The organism is Pseudomonas sp. NPDC089407 (assembly GCF_044900445.1).
Lineage (GTDB): Bacteria > Pseudomonadota > Gammaproteobacteria > Pseudomonadales > Pseudomonadaceae > Aquipseudomonas.
The window spans coordinates 35750-54610 of sequence record NZ_JBJDNB010000046.1; the positions used below are offsets into that span (position 1 = coordinate 35750).

At 57.8% G+C, this 18861-nt stretch carries 14 protein-coding genes and 4 pseudogenes; 2 read left to right on the forward strand and 16 right to left on the reverse strand.

The window, feature by feature from the left end; all coding sequences use genetic code 11:
* Position 1 precedes the first annotated feature (1 nt).
* Together imuA and lexA are read right to left on the reverse strand one after the other, a co-directional pair.
* A complete protein-coding gene (gene imuA / locus ACI2KG_RS26540; protein ID WP_404663899.1) occupies positions 2 to 622 on the reverse strand; it encodes a translesion DNA synthesis-associated protein ImuA in 621 nt (206 codons plus the stop codon).
* A complete protein-coding gene (gene lexA, locus ACI2KG_RS26545) occupies positions 622 to 1239 on the reverse strand; it encodes a transcriptional repressor LexA (RefSeq protein ID WP_404663900.1) in 618 nt (205 codons plus the stop codon). The genes imuA and lexA overlap by 1 nt, the downstream gene beginning before the upstream one ends.
* 92 nt (positions 1240 to 1331) lie before the next feature.
* Here lexA and ACI2KG_RS26550 point away from each other — a divergent pair, with 92 nt between their 5' ends.
* Together ACI2KG_RS26550 and ACI2KG_RS26555 are read left to right on the forward strand one after the other, a co-directional pair.
* A complete protein-coding gene (locus ACI2KG_RS26550; protein ID WP_404663901.1) occupies positions 1332 to 1988 on the forward strand; it encodes an HAD family hydrolase in 657 nt (218 codons plus the stop codon).
* Positions 1989 to 2260: 272 nt separating this feature from the next.
* On the forward strand, positions 2261 to 3172 hold the full coding sequence (locus tag ACI2KG_RS26555; RefSeq protein ID WP_404663902.1) for a LysR substrate-binding domain-containing protein: 912 nt from the start codon (positions 2261 to 2263) through the stop codon (positions 3170 to 3172).
* Positions 3173 to 3316: 144 nt separating this feature from the next.
* Here the strand turns inward: ACI2KG_RS26555 and ACI2KG_RS26560 are convergent, their stop codons facing one another.
* From ACI2KG_RS26560 to ACI2KG_RS26625, 14 genes and pseudogenes are all read right to left on the reverse strand, one after another.
* Positions 3317 to 4087, reverse strand: coding sequence for an IclR family transcriptional regulator (locus tag ACI2KG_RS26560; protein WP_404663903.1), 771 nt, complete (start codon positions 4085 to 4087; stop codon positions 3317 to 3319).
* A gap of 64 nt (positions 4088 to 4151) precedes the next feature.
* The gene (locus tag ACI2KG_RS26565) at positions 4152 to 5609 is read right to left on the reverse strand and encodes an amidase (RefSeq protein ID WP_404663904.1); all 1458 of its coding nucleotides are present in this window, start codon (positions 5607 to 5609) and stop codon (positions 4152 to 4154) included.
* Positions 5606 to 6916 carry a citrate-proton symporter gene (locus ACI2KG_RS26570; RefSeq protein ID WP_404663905.1) on the reverse strand — a complete coding sequence of 437 codons (1311 nt, stop codon included), beginning with the start codon at positions 6914 to 6916 and terminating at the stop codon, positions 5606 to 5608. The genes ACI2KG_RS26565 and ACI2KG_RS26570 overlap by 4 nt, the downstream gene beginning before the upstream one ends.
* Before the next feature lie 82 nt (positions 6917 to 6998).
* Positions 6999 to 8174, reverse strand: coding sequence for a M20 aminoacylase family protein (locus ACI2KG_RS26575; protein WP_404663906.1), 1176 nt, complete (start codon positions 8172 to 8174; stop codon positions 6999 to 7001).
* Positions 8175 to 8343: 169 nt separating this feature from the next.
* Complete coding sequence (locus tag ACI2KG_RS26580) at positions 8344 to 9156, reverse strand: RHS repeat-associated core domain-containing protein (protein ID WP_404663907.1); 813 nt, start codon at positions 9154 to 9156, stop codon at positions 8344 to 8346.
* Positions 9157 to 9313: 157 nt separating this feature from the next.
* Positions 9314 to 10003 (reverse strand): annotated as a pseudogene (locus tag ACI2KG_RS26585) (type IV secretion protein Rhs); the annotation flags it as partial.
* Positions 10004 to 10249: 246 nt separating this feature from the next.
* Positions 10250 to 10741: an SMI1/KNR4 family protein gene (locus ACI2KG_RS26590; RefSeq protein WP_404663908.1), complete on the reverse strand. Its 492-nt coding sequence runs from the start codon at positions 10739 to 10741 to the stop codon at positions 10250 to 10252.
* Positions 10742 to 10751: 10 nt separating this feature from the next.
* A pseudogene (locus ACI2KG_RS26595) lies at positions 10752 to 12629 on the reverse strand (RHS repeat-associated core domain-containing protein); the annotation flags it as partial.
* A 221-nt stretch (positions 12630 to 12850) separates the two neighbouring features.
* Entirely contained in the window at positions 12851 to 13282 is a 432-nt protein-coding gene (locus ACI2KG_RS26600; protein ID WP_404663909.1) for an NTF2 fold immunity protein, read from the reverse strand.
* A 20-nt stretch (positions 13283 to 13302) separates the two neighbouring features.
* Positions 13303 to 15194: pseudogene (locus tag ACI2KG_RS26605) on the reverse strand (RHS repeat-associated core domain-containing protein); the annotation flags it as partial.
* Positions 15195 to 15843: 649 nt separating this feature from the next.
* Positions 15844 to 16458 carry a hypothetical protein gene (locus tag ACI2KG_RS26610; RefSeq protein ID WP_404663910.1) on the reverse strand — a complete coding sequence of 205 codons (615 nt, stop codon included), beginning with the start codon at positions 16456 to 16458 and terminating at the stop codon, positions 15844 to 15846.
* Positions 16459 to 16839: 381 nt separating this feature from the next.
* Positions 16840 to 17322 (reverse strand): annotated as a pseudogene (locus tag ACI2KG_RS26615) (RHS repeat domain-containing protein); the annotation flags it as partial.
* Positions 17323 to 17470: 148 nt separating this feature from the next.
* Complete coding sequence (locus tag ACI2KG_RS26620) at positions 17471 to 17785, reverse strand: hypothetical protein (protein WP_404663911.1); 315 nt, start codon at positions 17783 to 17785, stop codon at positions 17471 to 17473.
* Positions 17786 to 17792: 7 nt separating this feature from the next.
* Positions 17793 to 18861: RHS repeat domain-containing protein (locus ACI2KG_RS26625; protein WP_404663912.1), on the reverse strand; the 1069-nt coding region annotated here is incomplete at its 5' end.

The window sequence follows — 18861 nt, forward strand, 5'->3', positions numbered from 1 at the left end:
ATCAGCCCCGCCCCGGGCAGGCAATGGGCAGCGCCGGCGGCATGCCGCCGCGGCTTTTCAGCACGCGCCATTGTGCCGGGTGAGTATCGACGGCAATGCGCAGTGCTGCCGGTGAAGGGTTGTGCGCCGCCTGCTGCGGCCGGCAGGCAAAGGCCAGCGCCTGGCCGGTTTCGGCGGCCACCTGCAAGCGCCGCAGGGCGCGGTCATCGGCACGCTCCGGCCAGCACAGCACCGCCGCGCAACTGCCTGAGCGCAGGCACTGTTCGGCGGCCCACAAGGCATCGGCAGGTTTGGCGTCTACCTGCACCAGCCAGCGCAGGTCCACGCCTGCGGCCTGCCAGGCCGGTGCATACGGAATAAAGGGCGGTGCCACCAGGACGATGCGGCTGGCTTCGGCGCTCAGCCGCGCCAGGGTTGGCCATAGCAATTGCAATTCGCCACAACCCGGGCTGGCCAGCAACAGTTCGCTCAGTGCTGCCGCCGGCCAACCGCCTTCCGGCAAGCGCTCGTCAAGGGCCGCATGGCCGGTCGGCTGCAAGCCGAGTGGCCGCGCCTGGGCCTGCCGGCCACGCCATACCCGGCGCTGGTCGAGCAGCCGATCAAGGTCGACCACCGCGCCCATCAGTCGCGCCTCAGCAAGCCACAGAACACGCCTTCGATGAAGAACGCCTGCCCTGGCTGTACATCGATGGGCGCATAGGCCGGGTTGCGTGGCAACAAGCGGTACTGCTTGCCCTGGCGTTGCAGGCGCTTGATGGTGACTTCGCCGTCCAGGCGTGCAACCACGATCTGCCCGTCGCGGGCGTCGGCCTGTTGCAGGATGCCGACCAGGTCACCGTCGAAGATGCCGTCATCGATCATCGAATCGCCACGCACCTTCAGCAGGTAGTCGGGGGTACGGCGGAACAGGCTGGGGTCAAGCAGCAACTGTTCGTGAATGTCGAGGTCCGGGCCGATGGGGGCACCCGCCGCCACCTGGCCCAGCACGGGCACTTCAAGGATTTCTGGTCGACGCAGCGGCTCGGCCAGGCGAATGCCCCGCGCCTGGTTGGGCGTGACATCGATATAGCCGGCTTGGCACAGGGCGGTAATGTGCTTGCGCGCGACGCTACGCGAGGCGAAACCGAAGCGCGTGGCGATATCGGCCAGGCTCGGTGGCTGGCCATGGTCGGCAATGCGCTCGCGGATGAATTCGAAAATCGCGCGGCGTTTGGGGGTAAGATTGTCCATGGAGCACATTTGTACTCTCTTTGGCGCACGCTGAACAGCCCCCTTTGTCGTCGGCTTTGGTTATGATCCCTTGGCTTGTGTTTTCTTGATCTGGATATCCCATGCTGACCGCCCTGCTGTTCGACCTTGATGGAACCCTTACCGACACAGACACCCTTCACCTGCAGGCTTTTCGCCAACTGCTGCGTGATCACGACGGCCGCGAACTGAGCCAGGCGCAATTCGACGCCCAGGTCAGTGGCCGCGCCAATGGTGAGCTGTTCGCCGAACTGTTTGCCGGTGCCAGTACCGAACAGTGCCAGGCGCTGGCTGATCGCAAGGAAGCCTTGTTCCGTGAAATGTCGCCGTCGCTGGAACCCATGCCGGGCCTGTTGCGCCTGTTGGAGCATGCCCGGGAGCGTGATATCGGCATGTGCGTGGTCACCAACGCACCACGGCTGAACGCCGAGCACATGCTTAACGCCATGGGCCTTGGCCAGCAGTTCGAACATGTGTTGGTGGCCGAAGAACTGGCGCGGCCCAAGCCGGACCCGCTGCCCTACCTCACCGGGCTGCAGTTACTGGGCGTCGAGGCCGGGCAGGCGCTGGCGTTTGAGGATTCATTGCCGGGGGTTACCGCAGCCAGTGGTGCGGGGATTTTTACCGTGGGTGTGGCCACCACGCAGACACCGGAGCGGTTGCTGGCGGCGGGGGCCGGGTTGGTGATTGCCGATTTCGATGATCCTGAATTGTGGGGGTTGATCGAGCGTATGGCTTGAGGAATGTGGTGAGTTTGAGATCGAGCGCCGCCCGCGCGGCGCTTCGCGGCACAAGGCCGCTCCCACATCTGTTTCGGTCCAGTCACTCCTGTGACATCTTCGCGGCCCCCTGGCGCGATATCGAGTCGAACAAATAAGGCGGACAGCGGTGGCCTCACAGAATAGAGTGGCCCGAAACAGATGTGGGAGCGGCCTTGTGCCGCGAAGCGCCGCGCGGGCGGCGCTCGATCTCAATGCCCCCATAACACCCAAGCCATACACCCAAGGCCCCCATGCTGATCGACGAAGAACTGACCCTCAAAAAGCTGGAAACCTTCCTCGCCTTCATGCGTACCGGCAACCTCGGCCGCGCCGCCGCCGAGCTGTCCACCAGCGCAGTCAGCGTACACCGCGCCATTCACTCACTGGAAAGCGCCCTGCGCTGCCCGCTGTTCAAGCACGAAGGCCGTCAGCTGATCCCGCTGGAAAGTGCCTACGTACTGGAAAAGAAAGCCCGACAGTTGATCCAGGACGCTGAACAGATGGTGCGCCAGACCCGCGAAGCCGCCGGCTTCTATGCCGAGCGTTTCCGCCTGGGCGCGCTCTACTCGCTGACGGTGAAAACCGTGCCCAAGCTGGTCATGGGCCTGAAGCTGCGCCGCAGCGAACTGAACATCGACCTGACCCTGGGCTCCAACGTCGACCTGCTGCAACGCCTGAAAAACCACGAACTGGAAGCCGTTCTCGTCTCCCTCGACGAAAGCGCCAGCGACCCGGCCTGTGAACAACTGCCGCTGTTCTCAGACGACATCTTCCTCGCCGTGCCCACCGACTCGCCCTTTGCCGAACAGGCCGAAGTGGACCTGGCCGACCTCGCCGACTCCACCTTCATCACCCTGACCCAGGGCTTTGCCACCCACCGTGATGGCGCCCGGGTGTTCCAGCAGGCCGGCTTCGAGCCGAAGGTGGCCATGCAGGTGAACGACATCTTCACCCTGCTGAGCATGGTCAGTTCGGGGGTGGGCTTTGCCCTGTTGCCCGGGCGCATTGCCGCAGTGTACGAGAACCGCGTCAGGTTGATTGCCCTGAAGCCGCAATACCGCCTGCAGCAGCACATTGGCGTGGTGTTCCTGAAGGCGCGGGAGCGCGAGCCCAACTTGCTGGCGCTGCTGGCAGAATGCCGGATGTACAGCCTGGAGCGTTGAAGGACCTTGGACACAGCTCTTTTTGCTGTTTGCTGCGCTGGCCTCTTCGCGGGCGCGCCCGCTCCCAGGTACGGTGCAGCTTTCAGGCAATGCACTTTCCCTGTGGGAGCGGGTTCACCCGCGAAGAGGCCGGTGCAGGCTGGCTCAGGCCAAAGCCCGCTGCACCTCGCCCACGGTGCTGGCCAGGCTGCTCAGGTGCAGGTTCAGCACCCGCTCAACCGGCGCCTGGTCCAGTGGCCAGTGCAAGGCAATGCTCCCGGCCAGTCGCCCCTCGGCATGCACCGGCAAGGCAATGGCGCGGATCAGGTGTGGCAGGCGTACCGGGTACTCCCAGTGCCCTTCGGTGCGCTGGCCAAAGCCCTTGTGCGCTTCCTCCTCGATATTGCGCAGCAACGTGTCATCACCCACCCGCTCATGACTGGCCAGGCGCTGCACCTCGTCTACCGCCAGTTCACCCAGGCAGGCCCGGCCCATGGCCGAATGGAACAGGCTGGCATGATGCCCGACAATCTGGCAGGTATGCGGGTAGCGCTTGCGCAGTATCTGCGGAATGGCGCTTTCCATCACTTCCAGCCGCTCGCCATCGAAACACGACAGGTCCACCACCAACCCCGTGCGTTCGCTCAGGTCCAGCAGCATCGGTGCGGCGCTTTCTACCAGGCGGCGCTTGAAGCGCAAGTGGCGGTCACCATACAGGCGCCGCGCGCACAGCCGGTAGCGCCGGTCGCTCAGGCCACGGTACACCCAGCCCTGCAGCTGCAGGGTGGCGAGCATGCGCGACACCGTGGCCTTGGGCAACGCTGTCAGGTAATGCAGTTCTTCCAGGCCCAGTGCCTGGTGTTCGCCCAGCAGGTCGACGATGGCCAGCGCCCGCTCCACCGAACGCACGCCGCCACTGTCTGCCGTGATGCCCATGGGTGTGACCTCCTTGTAACGGGATGGTCAGGATAGCCAGCAAGAACCGCGCCTGGCCAGCGCCTTATAGCGCCTGCAGGCTGGTTGGCGGACAACGCTGCACCCAGCGGGTGAGCTGTTCATGCGCATAGGCCAGTTGCAACACGGCATGGTCAGCCTGGGCCGGGCCTATGATCTGCAAGCCCATGGGCAACCCGGCAGCGTTGAAACCGACCGGCACGCTAATGCTCGGCAAGCCTGCCAGGGTCGGCCCGACCACCACCTCCATCCAGCGGTGGTAGGTGTCCATCACCCGCCCCCCGACCACCTTCGGCCAGGCCTGCTGCGCATCGAAAGGGAACACCTGGGCCGACGGCAACAGCAGGAAATCGTAACGTTCGAACAGGCTGGCCAAGGCGCGGTACCAGTCGCTGCGGTCCAGCGAGGCCTGGTACAGCGTGGCCGCGCCGAGCTGCAAGCCGCCCTGCACCTCCCACTGCGCTTCGGGCTTGAGCAATGCACGCTTGCCTGGGTCGGCATAGGCCGCGCCAAGGTTGCCGTGCACCAGAAAGTGGCGATGCGTCAACCAGCATTGCCACAGGCGCGCCAGGTCGAATGCCGGCTGGCAGGCCTCGACCCGGCAGCCCAACTCGGCAAAGTCGGCCAGCGCCGCCTCGCACAGGCTCATCACCCCATCGTCCATCGGCAGATAGCCGTTGTAGTCCCCCAGCCAGCCGACCCGTACGCCGCGCAAGTCTCGCTGCAACCCGGCGGCAAAATCGCGCCGCCCCTCGCTGATCGACAAGGGCACCCGCGCATCAACGCCAGCCTGGATCGACAGCAACCGCGCCACGTCGGTGACACTGCGGCCCATTGGCCCCTCGGTGGCCAGTTGTTGCACGAACAGCTCCGGTGCCGGCCCATGCGGCACCCGCCCCTGCGACGGGCGCAGGCCAAACACGTTGTTGAACGCCGCCGGGTTGCGCAGCGAGCCCATCATGTCGCTGCCGTCGGCCACCGGCAGCAAGCGCATGGCCAACGCCGCTGCCGCCCCGCCGCTGCTGCCACCCGCTACCCGGCCAGGGTCGTAGGCGTTGGTGGTGGTGCCGAACAGGCTGTTGTAGGTCTGCGAACCCAGGCCGAACTCGGGCACATTGCTCTTGCCGACGATCAGCGCACCGCTCGCCCGTACCCGCGCCACGCTGATCGCGTCGTGCTCAGGCACCTGTTCGGCAAACAGTGGCGAGCCCATGGTGGTGCGCAGCCCGGCAGTGGCGGCCAGGTCCTTGATCGCTTGGGGCATGCCATGCATCCAGCCGCGTGAATGACCCCGGGCCAGTTCGCGGTCGCGCTCGTCGGCTTCGGCCAGCATTACGTCGGCCGGGCGCAGCGAGACCAGGGCATTGACCTGCGGGTTACAGCGCTCGATGTGCGCCAGGTAGGCTTGCATCACCTCCCGGCAGGACAGCTGGCGGGTATGGATGGCCTGGGACAACGCCTCGGCGTCGAGGGCCACGATGGGGTCGATGGCTAGCGGCTTCACGGTTTTACTCCAAGGTGAAAGGCGGCACGCTTGCCCGCCCGGGGTGCTTCTTTCAGGCAATAGGTACCCAATAGCGTCAGCAGGCAGGCGAACAACACGTAGAACGAGGGCGCCACCGGGGTGCCGAGCACCTTGGTCAGCCAGGTGACGATCAACGGGGCGAAGCCGCCGAATACCATCACCGCCACGTTGTAGGCCACCGAGACCCCGGTGGAACGTACCTCGACCGGGAACTGCTCGGCCAGCGCGGTAGGTGCCGGGCCGAAGAAGCCGCCGATGGCCGTGCACAGCAGCAGCTGCATGACCAGCAGGCGCTCCAGCGAAGGCGCAGCGGCCACCCACACATACAGCGGGTAAACCATCACGAAGAACGCCAGGGTGAAAGCCATCAGCACCGGGCGCCGCCCCAGCCGGTCAGACAACGCACCGGCCAAAGGAATCACGAGGGTCATCAGCCCCACTGCAAGCATCTGCACCAGCAGCACCTGGTCCAGCGGCAGGCCAAGGCTTTTGTGGGCAAAGGTCGGCATGTTCACCAGCACCACGTAGAACGACACCGTCGCGCCACAGGCCAGCCCCATGGACACCAGCAGGCTGCGCCGGTGTACACGCAAGACTTGCAGCAGGCTCGGCGACGGGCCTTTGGCCTGGCGGCGTGCTTCGACAAACGCCTCGGGTTCTTCCATGTGCTTGCGAATCCACAGCCCCACCGGGCCGATCAGCAGGCCCAGCACGAACGGGATACGCCAGCCCCAGCTGTCCAGCGCCGCAGGCGAGCACAGGTGGGTCACCAGCGCCACCATCGCCGCACCGCAGAACACCGCCAGGCATTGCCCCACCAGTTGCCACGAACCGTACAGCCCCTTGCGGTGGGCCGGCGCACTCTCCACCAGAAATGCCGTGGCGCTGGCGTACTCGCCACCGGTGGCAAAGCCCTGCAGCATGCGCGCCACCACGATCAGCATCGGCGCAGCCATGCCAATGGCCAGGTAGTCCGGCGCAAAGGCGATCATGGCGATCGACACGGTCATCAGGCGGATGATCAGCTGCATTGCCGCCTTGCGGCCCTTGCGGTCGGAATACATGCCCAACAACACCCCGCCCACTGGGCGCATGAAAAAGCCGACGCCAAAGGTGGCCAAGGCCATCAGCAGCGAGGCGTATTCGTCGTCGGACGGGAAGAACTGCCGGGCGATGATGCTGGCCAGAAAGCCGTACACGATAAAGTCGTACCACTCCAGGGCGTTGCCGATAACGGCAGCCACCACTTGCCGGGTACGCGACACGCCAGTACTCGAAGTCTGCATAGGGAACACTCCACACAATGATTGGGTGATCGCCCAGGCGCGGTCGCGCCCGGGATCCAGCGGCAGTCGTCAAAAAGGCAGGTCAGGCGGGCGCGAGCCAGCGCTCTGCCAGCGCGCCCCAGTAGGCGGCGCCGGTCAGCAGGATGTCGTCGTTGAAGTCATAGGCGGGGTTGTGCACCATCGGCCGCGAAACGCCGTTGCCGATGAACAGGTAGGCACCCGGGCAGCGTTGCAGCATCCAGGCGAAGTCTTCGCTGCCCATCAGCTTGCGGGTATTGGTATCGACTGCGTCGGCGCCGAGCAACTCGAGCCCGACCTGGGTGGCAAAGGCGTTTTCCGCGGCATGGTTGACCAGCACCGGATAGGCCGGGCGGTGCTCGATGCTGGCGCTGCAGCCGAAGCTTTCGGCCTGGCTGACAATGATCGCCCGCACCCGTTCAAGGGTCTGCGCGCGTACCTCGGCATTCAGCGCGCGCAGGCTCAGGCGCAGCAACGCCTGTTGCGGGATCACGTTGGCGGCTTCGCCGGCCTGCAAGGCACCGACCGTGACCACCGCCGCTTCCTGCGCATCGATATTGCGCGCCACCACGGTTTGCAGCGCCATCACCACACTGGCCGCCGCCACCAGCGGGTCCACGGTCAAGTGTGGCATAGAGCCGTGCCCACCGACCCCATCGAGCGTAACGGTGAGCAGGTCTTGCGAGGCCATCATCGGCCCCTCGCGAAAGCCCAGGTGCCCGGCCGGCAACCCCGGCATGTTGTGCATGCCGAACAATGCATCGCAAGGGAAGCGCTCCAGCAGGCCGTCGGCCAGCATGGCTTCGGCACCGCCCTGGCCCTCTTCGGCCGGCTGGAAGATCAGCGTCAGCGTGCCATCGAACTGCCGGGTTGCCGCCAGGTAACGGGCGGCGCCCAGCAACATGGTGGTATGCCCGTCATGGCCGCAGGCGTGCATGCAGCCCTGGTGCTGGCTGCTGTAGGCCGCGCCGGTGGCTTCGTGAATAGGCAGCGCGTCCATGTCGGCGCGCAGGCCCAGGCGCCGTGGGCTGCTGCCGTTGCGCAGCACGCCGACCACGCCGGTGTGGCCAATGCCGGTGTGCACCTCGTAGCCCCACGCCTCGAGCAACCGGGCGACCAGGGCCGAGGTGCGGCTTTCTTCAAAGCCCAGTTCCGGGTGGGCGTGGATATCATGACGGATTGCGTGCAAGTCGCTGGCCACATCGTTCAGCCAGGCCAGGATGTGCTGATGTCGGGACATGTAGAGTCTCCTCGCGCGGGTGGTTTCCCGGTCTTGTTGTTTGCCTTGAGGTCACGACGGGTAAGGCAGGTCGTGCTGGGTGACAGCAAAGCGCGAGGAGCGATGGAGCACAATCGAATCTGGTTTCACACTATGGAACACAATGTGGCCAAGCGGCGACTAACCGCGTTCACGCCTTGTTCGGAAACCGCACCAACAGCACCCTTTCCGGGAGGGGCTCAAGAATGGCTGACTCTTGCCCGCGGAACCGATTCCATCCGGTGGCTTCTTTTACTGATTCTACAGTCAATTTAACCAAGGGCAGCCTGTTCAACCTGGCCTCCCGGTAGGTCGCTTTCATATCGGTATACAACTGCCGCAACTTTCCCGCCCCTGCAAAAGATGCGGCTGAAATACCCACTGCAGTAAACGCCTCATTGGCAATCGAGGCGGCTGGAAAGGCGTAGGCAAATGCCACGCCTGGCACTTTAGTCAAGGTACTCATCAGCCCCCCGTTAAAGATCATTGCATTGTTGGTGCGGCTAGCGTCATCGAACTCCTTCGGTACAGCTAGCCCGTTTGCCTTGGCAATCGAGCGTTTGACAATTGTCCTGGAGGCCTTGTTCAGCGAGGAAAGCATACCCACCGAGCCCCATACCAGGCCGGTTGACTGCCCGACTATGCGGCTTGGCGAATGGCCATCGCGGTCAACATTGTTAATCGGATCACCCTGGCAATAGGCATAGGTGTTGATCCCGCCGCGCCCGAAGGGGCTGAATGAGTCCGGACTATGAAAGCGCATCAGCACTGTGTCAAAGGCGCGCTTGCCGTTGCCGAGCAGATAACAATGAGGCACTAACGAATCGGCTTCCCCGGCAAAGGCCAACCAGCCTCCGCTTTCGATGGTGTGATGGCCATACGGTGTATAGCGCCGTAACGGGAAATGGCTACCTGTATGCACTGTGCGTTGTTGATCAATAGCCAATATTAATGACGGTCGCATGATACAGCTCCTGTTAGTTGTGATCGCCAAACCACACTAACCCTCATGCACAGCCCCAAATAACCCTCAAACTTGCTGGGCGGAAAAGTTGCCTACCCAAGCGTGCCGCCCACAGGCCTGATAATGGCCCGACCTGTGGCCAGGTGCTCAACCACTAGTAGCTGGACTTGTAGGCCGCATGGATGGTGGTGTGCGGCAGGCCGTCGTCGCTGTTGAGGTATTCGGTCATCTGGCCGAGCGCATCGATTTCAGCGAGCAGGTTGCCCTTGTCGTCGTAACGCGCCGTCCAGGTGCTGCCATCCGGGCAGCTAACCTTGGTCACCAGCGTCATCAGGTGGTGATACTCGTAGGCGATCGTGCGCCCCAGCGGGTCGGTTTCTTCGAGCAGGCGGGCGTACTCGTCGTACTTGAAGGTCAGGCGATTGCCGTCCGGCAGGTCGAGGCCGACCATGTTGCCGTTTTCGTCCAGCTCGATGGCATAGCGTTCGCCAGCGTAGTCTCGGCTGGCGATGACCCGATGGTCGGCGTTGTACTGCACCTCCAGCTCACGGCCGAGCACGTCGGTTGCCCAGCTGGTGCGGGCGTCGAGGTCGTAGCGGAAATGGTAATGCTCGCCGTCACTGGTCCAGTGCTCGACCACCCGCGGCCTGCCGCCCTGGGTTTCCCAGCGGTAGTGGCAGCCCAGGCCCAGGGCGTTGCTGTGGGTGACCATCAGGCCTTCGGCATAGCTGAAGCTGCGCACGGTGTCGCCGTTGCGGTTGATGACCGCATTCAGCTGACCGTGTTCGTCGTAACGGTACTGGGTCAGTGTTTCGACGGCATGATTGTTGACTACGCGCTTGATGTCGCCTGGAAGGACATCCTCGTTCCGTTGCAGCAGCACGCCACACTCGGTGTCACGCGTTTCTCTGGAATGACTGAGGCCTTTGCCTCAGCCCCCCAACATTTAGTTATTAAAGATCTCAGACCCACAATAGATATTTTGGCAGGTGTGACGCCGTATACAAATCGATCGATTGAATCTACAGACCAATCATGTCAAAACGGCAAGCCAACAAACACCCGCCAGCCTACATTGTCATACACCAAAAAATTACTGATCAACTTCATCCTCATCAACCAAAGACTCAACAAAATCACGGAACGATAACGACAAAATCCTCTGAGCATTAATATGATTTATATGCATATCAACATCCGGTTGAAATATATCAACCGCAAAATAAATGACCTCCCCCTTGTCTTTATCAAGGCAAATAAAGTTACCCGCCTCGTCAACAGCAAATGGCACCAAGTGTGCTGGCAATACGTTCCTGCTCACCATCAATCTGAAACACCCACCTATGTATTTGGTTTCATTTTTATCTGGAGCACGAGCACTAGCAATACTCTTAAAGTCCTCAACTCTAATCGGCTCATAATTTTCATCTTTCGCCCAAAACTCCCGACTTGGAGCCCCGCCATTGCAAGACAAGTATAGCTGCCTGAACTCGACGGGAAACTTCACACCAACCTCAGACTCAAGCATATCAATATCAAGATCTGAAACAGTGCCATCAGAATTAAACAGCTTAAATTCACCCATTATATAATTCTCAGCAATTTGTAGACGTTGTTTTTTGCGGGCGGCCTTTTAGCCAACCCTTATCCTGCGAGACTGCTACAGCTTCAGGTGTTCCATAAGATCCAGAAGGCAATCCAAAATGCTTCTCGAATTGCGCTACCGAGCCTGTATGCGGCAATGAAGCCTCGTGAGCTGACTGCGTTACTAACTGCATAGTTCCCTTACCAGTCACTGGATCGAAATCATCGACATGATGCCAAGTGTATTTCCCCATCGACTTGACCTGAGCCCTTGTCAAGCCAGCCTGCTTATAAGCCTCGGTAAAATCACGCCCTCGAGACCCTTGCATTTGAATAGAAACGATATTTTTCTGAGCGCCGGTTACTGGAAACAACTCAGGCGAACCTTCAAAGTTAACACTCTTGAACGATAGTCCCCAAGGATCAATCCATGCAGTAGTATTTGGCGCATACTGATAAAGATTTATGCCACCACCTAAACCTAATGGATCCTGCGTTACAAAACGCCCAACATCCGATGCGTAATAGCGCAAAATATTATAGTGCAACTCACTTTCATCGTCGAAGTATTGCCCTTGAAAGCGCAAATTCTGATGAGTCTCATTGACCACTAGGCTTTCAATCGAACCCCACGAGCGGTATGTCGCCTGCCAAACAATCTTGCCATCGCTGTCCGTCAGCTCCAACGGCGTCCCAATCTGATCCGTATGGAAGTAATAAAGCTTCTGCTCCTCCCCTTCCACCTGATCGACCCGCGCCAACGGCGCATAGCTACCCGGCTCATACAGGTACAAGATGCTCTGCCCAGGCGTCTCCTCCCGCAGCATCCTCAACCCTTGCCACAGGAAGCGCTTCTGCTCGACCTCACCATTAATCTCAGCCCGCTTGGCCACCCGCCGCCCCAGGCTGTCGTAGCGATACTCACCGGCACTCTCCAGCTTGCCGTTAACCAGTGTCTGTGCCCGCACCAGCCGATTTTCGCAGTCATAGCTGAAGTGCTGCAGCTTGCTGGGCCCCGAGCGCTTCTCGGTCAGGTTGCCCCAGGGATCGTAGCGATACTCCTGATCCCGCCATTGCTTGATCCGGTTGTCCTTGACCTTGTCGAACTGCCGCGCATTGAAGTCCAGGCGGTTGGCCGCCGCGTCGTAGCGGAACTCTTCGCTGCCCACCAGCGAACCGGTATCGCGACTGCGCAACTGCCCATTGGCTTCGTACTCGTACTTGATCTCGCCACGCAGCTTGTCGAGCGTGCGTACCAGTTCACCGGCCGGGTCGTACTGGTATCGCCGGTGAATCGGGTTGTAGGCATGCTCCACCAGCAGCGAGGTATTGATGCCGGTGTTGTGTACCTGCGAAAGCTTGTCGGCGGGCAAGGTCGAGGCGAACTGCCAAGCCTTGCGCCCCATCGCGTCGTAGCCAAAGCAACTGGTGAGCTTGCCCTGGGTGCGATACACCTCGCGGTGCAGGTCGTCACGCTCCATGTCGCTGATCACCTGGCCATCCAGATTCAGCTGGTGCAGGTGCCCGCTGCCGTAGTACAGGTGGTTGACCTTGCGGCCGTCTGGCAGGGTCAATGTAGTCAAATTGCTGAGTGGATCGTACTCATAACCGAGCGTGCCGTCGGGGGTGATTTCTTTCGTCAGCCGCCCCAGCAGATCGTATGTGTATTCCAGCTTTTCTTCGGTGATGCCCAGCTGCTTGCCGATCCCGCTCGGTTGCCGCTCGATGCTCAGCAGCCGGTCGCCGTCGTCATAGGTGAAATGCTGCTGTGCATCGCGATTGAGCTTGGCGATCAAGCGGCCAATGGTGTCACGCTCGAACAGCGTATGCCGCTCCGGGCGCTCGGCATTTTCGCCATAGCCAATCTCATCCAGCCGGGTGAGGTGACCACTGCAACCTCAAGTGAAATGATCTCGGCATCAGTCAAACCAGTTTTGTAAACTATAGGCATGCTCCCACCTTTCCTGGGTTCCCTGTGAAAAATCTTGAGACGAAAGTCAGGCAAGGCGAGATCAGCCGAGGACGCTTAGTTTAACAGTTGTAAATGAGCATGCCGAGGCTGTCTTCAACGCAGTATCAAGGCTTTTCGTACAGAGCCTAGTCAGCAAACTCATAAAGGAGCTCGACGCCACTTGCCATCAAAAGTCATTATTTCTTTCTTTTTTATTTTCCATTCATCTTTCTTATATACCATATAGATTCGCGAGACTGTTTCAGCCCCTTTAACCTGCTGTACCTGCACAGTCAAACTGCTCCCATCACTCTCTACAACTTGAATTTCGTCCGTATTAGGATCATAGGTAGCGGGCTTTGTGCAGCCCAAATCTATAAGGCGCCCACAATTAGACTTGTCTTTCATGGCGTATTTGCTGAGAATGAACTCTAGCTTCTGCGCATACTCATCCTTTAACGCTGGCTCATCAATCCCTTCGCTAAGGCTTTGTTTGCGCTTTTCAAAAAATTCAACTTCCCATACATTCATCTGCTCCATGAACGCAATAAGAGCTCCCGGCACACCTTCTGAAACATTTTTGCTTGACATATCAATTCCCAAATATTCCCTCAAGGATTTTTTCGACCTTGATGATAAACATCATAAGTTATAGACGTGGGGCGCGTACCGCTATTACCATATATGAAGTTCAGTTCAACATCCGCAGCGCCCTTTTTCTGAATCACACTTGCAACTTGAGCTCCGAAGGCTCTGAACTGGCCACGATTTATGCCTTTCAACTGAGGGAAGACACCATCTTTGCCTCCGGAACCACCTAAGAGCTTACCAATGATATGTCCAGCGTCATCATTTGGATTGCCCATCATACGGGCCCATGCTCTCGAGGACTGATTGGTTGCCGTGCCTGTCTTCAGATCACCTTTAGTGATTGTGGCAGTCGCTTTCAATGGCTGATCTGCCATCCCCCTCGTGACATTCGTCGTGACACACCATCCCAATGGGTCAAGCCACCCCGTCGAACTGGGTGCATAAGTATAGGTTCAACCCACCAAACAAGCCAATTGGATCTTGCGTGATAAATCTTGCGAGAGCGGGGTCATAGTGGCGGAACGTATTATAATGAAGCGCTGTTTCACAGTCCCAATACTGCCCTTGGAAACGCAGGTTCTGTTCTGCTTCGTTGACGGTCAGACTATCCAATTCCCCCCAAGAGCGATACGTCGCCTGCCAAACAATCCTGCCATCACTGTCAGTAAGCTCTAACGGCGTACCAATCTGGTCCGTATGGAAGTAATAAAGCTTCTGCTCTTTCCCTTCCGCCTGATCAACCCGGGCTAAAGGCGCATAGCTTCCCGGCTCATACAGGTACAAGATGCTCTGCCCAGGCGTCTCCTCCCGCAGCATCCTCAACCCTTGCCACAGAAAGCGCTTCTGCTCGACCTCACCATTGATCTCAGCCCGCTTGGCAACCCGCCGCCCTAAGCTGTCGTAGCGATACTCACCGGCACTCTCCAGCTTGCCGTTAACCAGTGTCTGTGCCCGCACCAGCCGATTTTCGCAGTCATAGCTGAAGTGCTGCAGCTTGCTATGCCCCGAGCGCTTCTCGATCAGGTTGCCCCAGGGATCGTACCGATACTCCTGATCCCGCCATTGCTTGATCCGGTTGTCCTTGACCTTGTCAAACTGCCGCGCATTGGAGTCCAGGCGGTTGGCCGCCGGGTCATAGCGAAACTCTTCGCTGCCCACCAGCGAACCGGTATCGCGACTGCGCAACTGCCCATTGGCTTCGTACTCGTACTTGATCTCGCCACGCAGCTTGTCGAGCGTGCGTACCAACTCACCGGCCGGGTCGTACTGGTATCGCCGGTGAATCGGGTTGTAGGCATGCTCCACCAGCAGCGAAGTATTGATGCCGGTGTTGTGTACCTGCGAAAGCTTGTCGGCGGGCAAGGTCGAGGCAAACTGCCAAGCCTTGCGCCCCATCGCGTCGTAGCCAAAGCAACTGGTGAGCTTGCCCTGGGTGCGATACACCTCGCGGTGCAGATCATCGCGCTCCATGTCGCTGATCACCTGCCCATCCAGATTCAGCTGGTGCAGGTGCCCGCTGCCGTAGTACAGGTGGTTGACCTTGCGGCCGTCTGGCAGGGTCGATGTAGTCAAATTGCTGAGTGGATCGTACTCATAACCGAGCGTGCCGTCGGGGGTGATTTCTTTCGTCAGCCGCCCCAGCAGATCGTTATGTGTATTCTAGCTTTTCTTCGGTGATGCCCAGCTGCTTGCCGATCTCGCTCGGTTGTCGCTCGATGCTCAGCAGTCGATCACCATCGTCGTAGGTGAACTGTCGCTGTGCATCGCGATTGAGCTTGGCGATCAGGCGGCCAATGGTGTCTCGCTCGAACAGCGTATGCCGCTCCGGGCGTTCGGCATTTTCGCCATAGCCGATTTCATCCAGACGGGTGAGATGGCCGCCGACGTTGTAGCTGAAGCGCCGGGTCAGATTAGCATCCACGGCCTGGTTGTCGACCACGCGCTTGATGTCGGTTAGGCGGCCAAGCGGGTTGTCGTAGTGCAGGTGAACGCGGGTGCAATCTGAGGTGTGGGAGAAGTGCAGAAAGTGGCCGCCCTGTATGCAGACCGGACACATCTGCTCGGGAGGCTTGTCGTTACACTTGTGAGCATATGCCGTAAAAATAGTGGCTCCACCACAGATCTAGCAGAGCCGATTCAACTATTAATTGTTAAAGATCGAATTCCACGAACTGAGCTACTCTCAAAAATAGAATTGTCACGAGCGGCCACCACAATAGTAGCGCTTTCCTCTGCAGCCTTACCACATCACTAGACAGTTTAGCCTAATCATCTAGAACGATCTTAACAAACCATCGTGGACCATCAGGCATACAGCTATGCAACGACTCACTGATAGATTTTCGTAAATCAAAACCAGGCCAACTATCATAATTCAACTGAAAAGTCTTTGAACAATACAAACTGGCATCCTTGCCAACAGCGCGCAGCTGCGAGGATTCATGTGAAGCTAGCTCATCCTGCTTGCCGAAAAGTACGTGGACCGCATCACTTAGGTCAAAGGTAATTATCCCTAATCATCAGCGGCATCACTGCCTACCTTAAAGGGCCTCCCAAATTCTTTACAAAACCTCTACAAGCAATGGAGTGTCGTAAGATTTATTCTTGATAATTTTCTTTGAATTTACAGCCTCATTAATTTGATCTTTAGCGCCACCTACTCCACCAATTTTTGCCGCGCAATGTATGAACACCGCGGGGTAGGCATACTGATCAGGCGCAGACAAAACATCACTTATGGTTCGATTGGCAGGCCTGATACATGCAAGTACTTTTGGAATATAAAACTCCTCCAGCACTGATCGGATATGCGCACAGACTTTACCAACCTCATCAGGTAATGGAGTTTTAATTGCACCGCCGAAATCACCACTGAAACGCTTGCTCTGTTCACCTGATGAAATAAAGGAAAAACTGCCTTCATTGAGGAGATTGCTTTTATATGGAGGGGCGAAACCGCAAGCGCATTCATGAATTTCTCCACCATAGACCATCCCGCATAGCACATAGGAATCTATACGGGCTAGGTGATCAAGAAAAATCTCTGCGACAAACTTCTTGTTATACTTGAATTTCAGTTTATTCTTGGACGCCATCACGCCCTCATACTGCGAAGCAACATTCTTTAGTTCTTTCAATAGTTCAGATTCAAAATGCAACCAATCATCAGAACTCATAAATCACCGATACTTGAGAACATTAAATATAGCTTCATGCACGGCACCTTACCACCTAGTAGTTTTCCGCGCGCACTTTTAGTGTCAACTTTAAGTTTGGCGGGAGTGCCGTTGGACGGCTTAATAACGCCCCCTCCTAGATGCTGCGTACTATTAGCAGGATTACTCATGTCGAAAACCCCCCGAAGCTTTTTGATTTTTCGTTAGCGCTCCAGACCCATGTTTCACTTCGAATACATGTAAATTCCCCTGAGCATCTCTAGCCACAAAATCGACCCTAACCCTGCTTCCGTTTACTTTCATAGTGACTTCTTCGGCCACAATTTTGTAACCGTTCCGCTCCAAGTCATGCATAGCTTCGGTTCGGCCTTTGTCACCACTTGCGGCACTCTTGCACAGTCCAAAAGGATCAACCCATGTAAGTGCGTTAGGAGCATAACTGTAAAGATTGTGGCCGCCTTGAAGACTTATTGGATCTTGGGCAATGAACCTCCCCACTTCAGGATCATAATATCTAAATAAATTATAGTGCAGCCCAGTTTCAAAATCGAGATACCGCCCCTGGAACCTCATATTCTGTTCAGTGTTATTAACACTTACAGTTTCAATCTCGTCCCAAGACCGATAGACTGCCTGCCAAACGACCTCACCATTGCTGTCTGTCAGTTCCAGCGGCGTACCGATCTGGTCCGTATGGAAGTAATAAAGCTTCTGCCCTTGCCCTTCCGCCTGATCGACCCGCGCCAACGGCGCATAGCTACCCGGCTCATATAGGTACAAGATACTCTGTCCAGGTGTCTCCTCGTGCAGCATTCTCAACCCTTGCCACAAGAACCGCTTCTGGTCGACCACGCCATCGAGCTTAGACTACTTGATAATCTAATGCCTGGCTGACGCATCGGCACTCGCCGTCGTAGATAGAGCATTGGCATAGGGTTTATTTAGGGAAGAAACGAGGCGCTTGAGCCGCGCCTCAAGACTGATACTTAAAGAGCAGAGCCGTGTCCGTTATCTAGAATTCTAAAAAGGCATCATTTTCAAAGTAGTACTTAAATGCTTCAAAGTAATCCTCAACAGTAGCCACAGGCAGTTGCTGATTTGTATAGTCAATCACATCCTGTATCATAGGCGTATCTAATGTTTCAATCCAGCCGTCACTAGCCACCTGCCGAGGAAGATAATCCGTCGAGTCTGGAGCAAAGTCACGACTATCTAATGAAAATGCCCCTTCTGTATCCAAGGTCCAACTTGTATTTGGCAAATAAAACCAAGAATCCGGCATTTTATCCAGATTCTCTAGGACTTCTCGTATGCTATAAGTTCTCATAATCGCCTCAACACGACGTGCTTTGTAATTGCTTAAATCCACCCTTTTGATTAGGGTGCAAACTCGCTTGTACCGGCCCTTTCGCCTGGTGTTGCGCTCTTGGAATAAGCTCGATATCTTTAGGGACTTGAGCATTGTGGTGCCAAGAGTGATTAGGTGGGCTTCTGTCGCTGAAGCCTCCTCTGGGGCCTGGCTGAATGTGCTCAACTACTTCAGCAGGCAAAGCAGCTTTAAGCTCGGGGTATTGTAATGTCCGTTTGTACAGCTCTTCATTAGCATACTTAAAGTGCACACCCCTACTCGAGCCATGAATTTCTTGTGGCATCTCTACACTAGTCCAGACGCTGTATTGTGAACTGGATAGCGGACGGCCGCTACCGTCGATACCAGACCATCCTAGTGGGTCAATCCAATTGACCGGGTTAGACGCATAAAAATATAAGTTTAGCCCACCTGTCAATCCAATCGGATCTTGAGTGACAAAGCGCCCAGCTTCAGGATCATAGTATCTGAAGGTGTTGTAGTACAGTCCCGTTTCGTAATCAGAATACTGACCTTGAAAGCGCAGGCGCTGCTCAACCTCATTGAGTGGCAGACTCTCTATTGCACCCCAGGAGCGATACGTCGCCTGCCAGACGATCTTACCGTCACTGTCCGTCAAATTGCTGAGTGGATCGTACTCATAACCGAGCGTGCCATCGGGGGTGATTTCTTTCGTCAGCCGCCCCAGCAGATCGTATGTGTATTCCAGCTTTTCTTCGGTGATGCCCAGCTGCTTGCCGATCCCGCTGGGTTGTCGCTCGATGCTCAGCAGCCGGTCGCCGTCGTCATAGGTGAATTGCTGCTGTGCGTCGTTATTAAGCTTGGCGATCAAGCGGCCAATGGTGTCACGTTCGAACAGCGTATGCCGCTCTGGGCGTTCGGCATTTTCGCCATAGCCAATCTCATCCAGCCGGGTGGGGTGACCAGCGACGTTGTACATGAAGCGCCGGGTCAGGTTATCGACCCGCACCTCTTCGCTCAGCCGGTCCGAGGCGTCATAAGCAAAGCTGTAGGTCGCGTTGTTCTCGTTGACC

Excerpts from the sequence above, each read along its gene's own strand:
- ACI2KG_RS26600 (WP_404663909.1), bottom strand. The coding sequence starts at position 13,282 with ATGTCAAGCAAAAATGTTTCAGAAGGTGTGCCGGGAGCTCTTATTGCG.
- ACI2KG_RS26570 (WP_404663905.1), bottom strand. The coding sequence starts at position 6,916 with ATGCAGACTTCGAGTACTGGCGTGTCGCGTACCCGGCAAGTGGTGGCT.
- lexA (WP_404663900.1), bottom strand. The coding sequence starts at position 1,239 with ATGTGCTCCATGGACAATCTTACCCCCAAACGCCGCGCGATTTTCGAA.
- ACI2KG_RS26555 (WP_404663902.1), top strand. The coding sequence starts at position 2,261 with ATGCTGATCGACGAAGAACTGACCCTCAAAAAGCTGGAAACCTTCCTC.
- ACI2KG_RS26620 (WP_404663911.1), bottom strand. The coding sequence starts at position 17,785 with ATGAGAACTTATAGCATACGAGAAGTCCTAGAGAATCTGGATAAAATG.
- ACI2KG_RS26560 (WP_404663903.1), bottom strand. The coding sequence starts at position 4,087 with ATGGGCATCACGGCAGACAGTGGCGGCGTGCGTTCGGTGGAGCGGGCG.
- ACI2KG_RS26590 (WP_404663908.1), bottom strand. The coding sequence starts at position 10,741 with ATGGGTGAATTTAAGCTGTTTAATTCTGATGGCACTGTTTCAGATCTT.
- imuA (WP_404663899.1), bottom strand. The coding sequence starts at position 622 with ATGGGCGCGGTGGTCGACCTTGATCGGCTGCTCGACCAGCGCCGGGTA.
- ACI2KG_RS26550 (WP_404663901.1), top strand. The coding sequence starts at position 1,332 with ATGCTGACCGCCCTGCTGTTCGACCTTGATGGAACCCTTACCGACACA.
- ACI2KG_RS26580 (WP_404663907.1), bottom strand. The coding sequence starts at position 9,156 with ATGCGACCGTCATTAATATTGGCTATTGATCAACAACGCACAGTGCAT.
- ACI2KG_RS26610 (WP_404663910.1), bottom strand. The coding sequence starts at position 16,458 with ATGAGTTCTGATGATTGGTTGCATTTTGAATCTGAACTATTGAAAGAA.
- ACI2KG_RS26575 (WP_404663906.1), bottom strand. The coding sequence starts at position 8,174 with ATGTCCCGACATCAGCACATCCTGGCCTGGCTGAACGATGTGGCCAGC.